The sequence below is a fragment of the Bradyrhizobium sp. SEMIA genome (assembly GCF_014844175.1).
Classification (GTDB): domain Bacteria; phylum Pseudomonadota; class Alphaproteobacteria; order Rhizobiales; family Xanthobacteraceae; genus Bradyrhizobium; species Bradyrhizobium arachidis.
Genome location: NZ_CP046601.1, coordinates 3,059,256 through 3,067,500, shown reverse-complemented (window position 1 = coordinate 3,067,500; position 8,245 = coordinate 3,059,256). Strand labels below are relative to the sequence as shown.

Here is an 8,245-nt window from a genome sequence, read left to right as displayed (position 1 = left end):
GACGACGGTACAAGATCTCGGTGATCAAACCATCTGGTGGAGCCAGACGGGATCGAACCGACGACCTCATGCTTGCAAAGCACGCGCTCTCCCAGCTGAGCTATGGCCCCGTAACCAGAAGACGAATGCACACTCGATGAAAGTGGTGGGCCTGGGAAGACTTGAACTTCCGACCTCACGCTTATCAAGCGCGCGCTCTAACCAACTGAGCTACAAGCCCCTAACGCACATCCCGTTAAGGACCCTGGATCCTGCCGTTGCAGGCCCAGCGCGTGTTCGTCCGCGAAGAAAGAGAAACGAAGACGGCGAAATCCCGCCAATGCAGCTCAACGATCTGGCGATCTGTTGGCCACTGATGTTTCTAAAACGATCCGATAGTGAGCGTGAGCTCGCTGAAGGATCATCCTTAGAAAGGAGGTGATCCAGCCGCAGGTTCCCCTACGGCTACCTTGTTACGACTTCACCCCAGTCGCTGACCCTACCGTGGCCGGCTGCCTCCCTTGCGGGTTAGCGCACCGTCTTCAGGTAAAACCAACTCCCATGGTGTGACGGGCGGTGTGTACAAGGCCCGGGAACGTATTCACCGTGGCGTGCTGATCCACGATTACTAGCGATTCCAACTTCATGGGCTCGAGTTGCAGAGCCCAATCCGAACTGAGACGGCTTTTTGAGATTTGCTAGGGGTTGCCCCTTCGCATCCCATTGTCACCGCCATTGTAGCACGTGTGTAGCCCAGCCCGTAAGGGCCATGAGGACTTGACGTCATCCCCACCTTCCTCGCGGCTTATCACCGGCAGTCTCCTTAGAGTGCTCAACTAAATGGTAGCAACTAAGGACGGGGGTTGCGCTCGTTGCGGGACTTAACCCAACATCTCACGACACGAGCTGACGACAGCCATGCAGCACCTGTGTTCCAGGCTCCGAAGAGAAGGTCACGTCTCTGCGACCGGTCCTGGACATGTCAAGGGCTGGTAAGGTTCTGCGCGTTGCGTCGAATTAAACCACATGCTCCACCGCTTGTGCGGGCCCCCGTCAATTCCTTTGAGTTTTAATCTTGCGACCGTACTCCCCAGGCGGAATGCTTAAAGCGTTAGCTGCGCCACTAGTGAGTAAACCCACTAACGGCTGGCATTCATCGTTTACGGCGTGGACTACCAGGGTATCTAATCCTGTTTGCTCCCCACGCTTTCGTGCCTCAGCGTCAGTATCGGGCCAGTGAGCCGCCTTCGCCACTGGTGTTCTTGCGAATATCTACGAATTTCACCTCTACACTCGCAGTTCCACTCACCTCTCCCGAACTCAAGATCTTCAGTATCAAAGGCAGTTCTGGAGTTGAGCTCCAGGATTTCACCCCTGACTTAAAGACCCGCCTACGCACCCTTTACGCCCAGTGATTCCGAGCAACGCTAGCCCCCTTCGTATTACCGCGGCTGCTGGCACGAAGTTAGCCGGGGCTTATTCTTGCGGTACCGTCATTATCTTCCCGCACAAAAGAGCTTTACAACCCTAGGGCCTTCATCACTCACGCGGCATGGCTGGATCAGGGTTGCCCCCATTGTCCAATATTCCCCACTGCTGCCTCCCGTAGGAGTTTGGGCCGTGTCTCAGTCCCAATGTGGCTGATCATCCTCTCAGACCAGCTACTGATCGTCGCCTTGGTAGGCCATTACCCTACCAACTAGCTAATCAGACGCGGGCCGATCTTTCGGCGATAAATCTTTCCCCGTAAGGGCTTATCCGGTATTAGCACAAGTTTCCCTGTGTTGTTCCGAACCAAAAGGTACGTTCCCACGCGTTACTCACCCGTCTGCCGCTGACGTATTGCTACGCCCGCTCGACTTGCATGTGTTAAGCCTGCCGCCAGCGTTCGCTCTGAGCCAGGATCAAACTCTCAAGTTGGACTTGAACTTTGAACCGGCTGATCACAACGTTTGACGAGGTCCCACCATTGTCGACCGAAATCGACTTGCTGTCTGCGATTCACATCGCGGACAACGATGGTGTTTCCTTTGAAACGTGTACCGCCGAAGTCTTTCGTCCTCTCTCAGTACTCAAAAGCCGAAGCTCTTAAGTGGTCCGAGAGGCGCAAGGACTCCGCCGTCCACGTTTCTCTTTCTTCATCTTCACTTGTCAAACAGCCCGGGACCGGAGAGGCCCCAACCTTCCTGAGAGGAAGGGTTCCGACACCCTTACCGACGATGGATGAACTCCAACCGACTGGTGTCGGCTGTTGTGTCACTCAACAAGGTGAGGAGCATCAGTGGCGCGTTCGCTCGCCTTGGTCAGTGACCCGGCGGCGCCGCGCTCAGTGGTTGGGGTTATAGGCCCCGCCTTCCGGGCTGTCAACGCCAATCGTCAACAAATCGTCGCACAGTGGATCATGGAAAAAAAATCAAGCGATTCCAGTCAATTAGGAGGCCGCCGGGTGCGTCGGCCGGTCCCGCACGGTAAAAAATCTCAAAAAAAGTTTGCGCCCCTGGGGGCTCCTGAGGGGCTCCGAAGGCGGTCCTGGGCGCCCCTCCCGGGCGGCCCCAGGCGCCCGGCCGTTCAGTAAACTTTTTCCATATTAGGCGCCGTACTTGAGCCACAATCCCGCGGCGTTCTGATAAGAGACAAGCTTGAATCGCGGGGTGCCAGTGGGGGCTGCCGCGATTTTCGTAGGGTCAGAGGAAGGCAATCATACGATGAGGCGGCCTTCTTCCGACATTCGAGAGACTTCGAGAGACCTTCACCCGTCCAGCTGTTCGTAATTTCGGCCGGCCCTATTGCAGGGCTTTCTGAGCGCGGGCGCCTGTGCGGCTTGCCTTTTCCGGCGATCCCCCTGCAAGAGGGCGGCCGGAACGGGGTTCGAAACGGGCATCTTGGGTCGTTGATTGGGGGACTTGGGTTGAACCACAGGACGTCACGCGGCGCTTACGGGCGTGAGACCGGGATCATCGATCTCGGCCACGAGCCGCCGCTGTCCGTCGATGGTTCGGAAGCCGCCGTCATCGATCGCCGCCGCGTCTCCGTGCAATGGTTCAGCGGTACAATTCTGACCGGACTCTGCGGCGCAGCCCTGATCGGCGGCGCCGTTTTCGCGTCGCTCGACGGCGAGATGACCTTCGCCAAGGTGCCCGAGCGTGTCGAAGGCGCGCTGCGCGGTGCGTTCGGCGCAGCCGATCGCGCAGCCACGCTGCACAAGAGCGATCGCCTGCCGCCGCCGAGCGAATCCACCGCCTCGCGCAACATCGTGCGCGTCTCGACCGTCGCCCGCGTCGGCAATCGCGACGTGATGCGGGTGCGCCCCTTCGTCCGGATCGCCGGCAACCTGTCGATGACGACGAGCGATTTGTCGGCGAAGATCCCGCCGTTCAACGCCCAGCGTCTGCTCACCGACGTCGGCTCCGATCCGAAGACCGCCTCCGACGATCCCAACAATCCCGAAGCCGTCGAGCCCGACGCCGAGGTCTCCTTCGTGACCAAGGATCTGTCGCCGGTGCTGCCGAAGGCGAAGATTTCCGCGGTGGTCGCGCTCGACGACATCCTGATGCGGGTGCGCGATGCCGCCAATTGGCGCGGCAATGGCGGTGTCCGCTACGCCTCGCTCGCCAATGCCACCGCCGACGTCTCCGGCGCGACCGGCGCCTCCGACATCCGCAGCGCCTACGCCCCGGAAACGTCGTCGTCCGATCCCTATGCCGGTTTCGAGACGCGCGTGGTGCCGGAAAACGTCACGCTGCTGCCCAAGACCAAGGAGCAGATCACCGGCGGCAATCCCAGCGGCGAACGCGTCCATCTGGTCAAGAAGGGCGACAGCGTCGGCTCCGTGCTGCGCGATCTCGGCGCGACGCCTGAGGAGATCAAGGCGATCACCGCAACGCTCGGGCCCCGCGGCCGCGACGGCGGCCTGAAGGAAGGCGAGAAGCTGCGCATCCTGATGGCGCCCGCGAGCCCCGGCGCAAGGCTCCAGCCCTATCGCGTTGTGGTTGCAAACGACACCATGGTCGAGGCGATCGCGGCGCTGTCCGACCTCGGCAAATACGTCGCGGTCGACGTCTCCAGCATGAACACCGTCGCTGATGCCACGGCCAACGCCAACAGCGACGACGATGACGACGATGACGGCACCGGCGTGCGGCTCTACCAGAGCATCTACGAGACCGCGATGCGCAACAAGGTCCCGATGCCGGTCATCGAGGACATGATCAAGATCTACTCCTACGACGTCGATTTCCAGCGCAAGGTGCAGCCGGGCGATTCCTTCGACGTGTTCTACGCCGGCGAGGACGAGGGCGTGACGTCGAGCGAAAAGAACGACGTGCTGTTCGCTTCCCTCACGGTCGGCGGCGAGACCAAGAAATACTACCGCTATCAGAGCCCTGACGACGGCGTCGTCGACTACTATGACGAGACCGGCAAGAGCGCGAAGAAGTTCCTGGTGCGCAAGCCCGTCAACAACGCCATCATGCGCTCCGGCTTCGGCGGCCGCCGCCATCCGATCCTGGGCTATGTGAAGATGCACACCGGCGTCGACTGGGCCACCGCCTACGGCACGCCGATCTTCGCCTCAGGCAACGGCGTGATCGAGAAGGCCGGTCCCGAGGGCGGCTACGGCAAATATATCCGCATCAAGCATTCCAACGGCTACGAGACCGCCTACGGCCACATGTCAGCGTTCGCCAAGGGCATGGAGGTCGGCAAGAAGGTGCGGCAGGGCCAGGTGATCGGCTTCGTCGGTTCGACCGGCCAGTCGACGGGTCCCCACGTCCACTACGAAATCCTCGTCAACGGCCGCTTCGTCGATCCGCTGCGCGTGAAACTGCCGCGCGGCCGTTCGCTGGAAGGGGCGGTTCTGGCAGGCTTCGAGAAAGAGCGCGACCGGCTCGACGGCATGATGAGCGGCCGCGGCGGCGCCATCGCCCGCATGTCGGACGCGACCGGCGGCCCGCTCCAGGTCACCAACCGGTAATTTCCCCGCGATTCCCGCCGTTCCCGGGCCGGATCGCTCCTCCCTCCACACTTCGCGGAACCGATCGGCAGCGTCTCGATTGATTCGCGCGACCAGTCTTTTGCCGTTGAGCCAGAGGAGGACCGCCATGCAGCATCTCTCTCGCGACGACGTCACCAAGGCCGTTGGCAGCGTGGATGACGTGACGATTGCAGAGATCATCGGAACCGGCGCCACCGTCGAGGAACTCGCGGAAGCCCAGGCCTGGCTCGCCAATGACGAGCCCATGATCAACGATTTGCGTCCGCTGGCGCAGGGCCGCGTCCGTGCGCTCGTGGACATCCTGTCGGAGCTCGAACAGGACGGCGAAGAGGAAGGGCCGGCCTCGCCCGGCACGATGTCTCCAGCCAGCTAGCAAAGCAGCCTGAAAAACAATTCGCCCCGGAGAGGACGACCTCTCCGGGGCGAACTTTGTTTTGCGACGAGCCGCCCGGTCAGTTCAGCTTGCGCTTCGACACCGGCGCGTCGAACTGGGTGATCTCCGCGGTCTGCGCCGCCTTGCCGTTGAAGGTCAGCACGTTGCCTGCGGACGAGATCGCAACGGTATCGCCGTCCTTGACGTCGCCGCCGAGGATCATCTCGGCGAGCGGGTCCTGGAGGTAGCGCTGGATCACCCGCTTCAGCGGCCGGGCGCCATAGGCGGGATCCCAGCCCTTGGCCGCGAGCCAGTCACGCCCCGCAGCGTCGAGCGTCAGCACGATCTTGCGATCGGTCAGCAGCTTCTGCAGCCGCGCGAACTTCGAGCGTCAGCACGATCTTGCGATCGGTCAGCAGCTTCTGCAGCCGCGCGAACTGGATCTCGACGATCCGGCCCATCTCGCTCCGCTGCAAGCGGTGGAACAGGATGATCTCGTCGACACGGTTGAGGAATTCGGGGCGGAAATGCGCCCGCACCGTTCCCATCACCTGCTCACGCACGGCTGAGGTGTCTTCGCCCTCGGGTTGATTCACCAGAAACTCCGAACCGAGGTTCGAGGTCATGATGATCAGCGTGTTGCGGAAATCGACGGTACGGCCCTGGCCATCGGTCAGGCGGCCGTCGTCGAGCACCTGCAACAGGACGTTGAACACGTCAGGATGCGCTTTCTCGATCTCGTCGAACAGCACCACCTGATAAGGCCGGCGCCGCACCGCTTCGGTGAGCGCGCCGCCCTCGTCATAGCCGACATAGCCCGGAGGCGCGCCGATCAGCCGCGAGACCGAGTGCTTCTCCATGTACTCGGACATGTCGAGGCGGACCATCGCGGTCTCGTCGTTGAACAGATACTCGGCGAGCGCCTTGGTCAGCTCGGTCTTGCCGACGCCGGTCGGCCCCAGGAACATGAACGAGCCGGTGGGCCGGTTCGGGTCCTGAAGGCCCGCACGCGAGCGGCGCACGGCGGTTGCGACCGCACGCACGGCCTCGGCCTGGCCGACGACGCGCTGCCCCAGCTGCTCCTCCATCTTGAGAAGCTTCTCCTTCTCGCCTTCCAGCATCTTGTCGACGGGCACGCCGGTCCAGCGCGAGACCACCTGCGCGATGTGGCAGCATCTTGTCGACGGGCACGCCGGTCCAGCGCGAGACCACCTGCGCGATGTGGCTGGCGGTGACCGCCTCCTCCATCATCTCGCCGGAGTTCTCCTTCGCCTCGATATCGCCGAGCTTCTTCTCCAGCTCCGGGATCCTTCCATAGGCCAGCTCACCCGCCTTCTGGAATTCGCCGCGCCGCTGCGCATTGGCGAGCTCGACGCGCAAGCCGTCGAGCTCCGCCTTCAGCTTCTGGGCGTTGGAGAGCTTGTTCTTCTCCGCGCTCCAGCGCGCGGTGAGCGCCGTCGACTTCTCCTCGAGCTCGGCCAGCTCCTTCTCGAGCGCTTCGAGACGGGTCTTGGAGCCGGGATCGCTTTCCTTCTTCAGCGCCTCCTGCTCGATCTTGAGCCGGATGATCTCGCGGTCCAGCGAATCCAGCTCTTCCGGCTTGGAATCGACCTGCATCTTCAGCCGCGCCGCGGCCTCGTCCATGAGGTCGATCGCCTTGTCGGGCAGGAAGCGGTCGGTGATGTAGCGGTTGGACAGCGTCGCCGAGGCAACAAGCGCGGAATCGGAGATCCGCACGCCATGATGCTGCTCGTACTTGTCCTTCAGGCCGCGCAGGATCGAGATGGTGTCCTCGACCGAGGGCTCGCTGACGAAGATCGGCTGGAACCGCCGCGCCAGCGCGGCGTCCTTCTCGACGTGCTTCTGATACTCGTCGAGCGTGGTCGCGCCGATGCAATGCAGCTCGCCGCGGGCGAGTGCGGGCTTGAGCAGGTTGGACGCGTCCATCGCACCATCACCCTTGCCGGCGCCGATCAGCGTGTGCATCTCGTCGATGAACAGGATGAAATTGCCCTCGCTCGCGGTCACCTCCTGGAGCACGGCCTTCAGCCGCTCCTCGAACTCACCACGGTATTTTGCACCGGCAATCAGCGCGCCGAGGTCGAGCGACAGCAGCTTCTTGTCCTTCAGACCCTCGGGCACGTCCCCGTTGACGATGCGCAGCGCGAGCCCTTCGGCGATGGCGGTCTTGCCGACGCCGGGCTCACCAATCAGGACGGGATTGTTCTTGGTCCGTCGCGACAGCACCTGGATGGTGCGGCGGATCTCCTCGTCGCGGCCGATGACCGGGTCGAGCTTGCCGTCGCGCGCAGCCTGGGTCAGGTCGCGGGCATATTTCTTCAGCGCGTCATAGGCATTCTCGGCGGTCGCCGAGTCCGCGGTGCGGCCCTTGCGCAGCGCCTCGATCGCCGCGTTGAGATTTTGCGCCGTGACGCCGCCCTTAGCGAGGATCGCACCTGCCTCGCTGGTCTTCTCCAGCGTGAGGCCGAGCAATAGCCGCTCGACGGTGACGAAGCTGTCGCCGGCCTTCTCGCCGGCCTTTTCGGCGGCATCAAAGGTGCGGGCGAGCTCGGGCGCGAGATAGATCTGCCCGGCGCCGCCGCCACTGACCTTCGGCACCTTGTTCAGGGCTTCCTCGGTCGCCTTCAGAATTGCACGGGAATTGCCGCCGGCGCGGTCGATCAGACCGGCAGCGAGCCCCTCATTGTCGTCCAGCAGGACCTTCAGCACATGCAGGGTTGAAAACTGCTGGTGCCCCTCGCGCACCGCGAGCGACTGCGCGGACTGGATGAAGCCCCTGGAGCGTTCGGTATACTTGTCGATGTTCATTTCTTTTCTGTCCCTCGGCCTGCCCCTGGAGCCCTCTAAGGCACTCCAAACGGCATCTTCACTGGGTTTCC

At 62.4% G+C, this 8,245-nt stretch carries 2 protein-coding genes, 2 tRNA genes, 1 rRNA gene and 1 pseudogene; 2 read left to right on the top strand and 4 right to left on the bottom strand.

Going from position 1 to position 8,245, the window contains the following annotated elements; genetic code table 11:
* Positions 1-34 precede the first annotated feature (34 nt).
* From FOM02_RS15050 to FOM02_RS15040, 3 genes are all read right to left on the bottom strand, one after another.
* A tRNA-Ala gene (locus tag FOM02_RS15050) sits at positions 35-110 on the bottom strand.
* A 33-nt stretch (positions 111-143) separates the two neighbouring features.
* Positions 144-220, bottom strand: a tRNA-Ile gene (locus FOM02_RS15045).
* Between the two features lie 190 nt (positions 221-410).
* Positions 411-1,899: ribosomal RNA gene (locus tag FOM02_RS15040) — 16S ribosomal RNA — on the bottom strand.
* Positions 1,900-2,887: 988 nt separating this feature from the next.
* On the opposite strand from FOM02_RS15040, the gene FOM02_RS15035 reads away from it, so the two are divergent.
* A complete protein-coding gene (locus FOM02_RS15035; RefSeq protein ID WP_027562840.1) occupies positions 2,888-4,951 on the top strand; it encodes a M23 family metallopeptidase in 2,064 nt (687 codons plus the stop codon).
* A 127-nt stretch (positions 4,952-5,078) separates the two neighbouring features.
* A complete protein-coding gene (locus FOM02_RS15030; protein WP_027562839.1) occupies positions 5,079-5,345 on the top strand; it encodes a hypothetical protein in 267 nt (88 codons plus the stop codon).
* Positions 5,346-5,424: 79 nt separating this feature from the next.
* On the opposite strand, the pseudogene FOM02_RS15025 reads toward FOM02_RS15030, so the two are convergent.
* Positions 5,425-8,174 (bottom strand): annotated as a pseudogene (locus tag FOM02_RS15025) (ATP-dependent Clp protease ATP-binding subunit).
* Positions 8,175-8,245 lie beyond the last annotated feature (71 nt).

Bases quoted from the DNA above. Each gene is read 5' to 3' on its own strand.
- FOM02_RS15030 (WP_027562839.1), top strand. From the start codon at position 5,079: ATGCAGCATCTCTCTCGCGACGACGTCACCAAGGCCGTTGGCAGCGTG.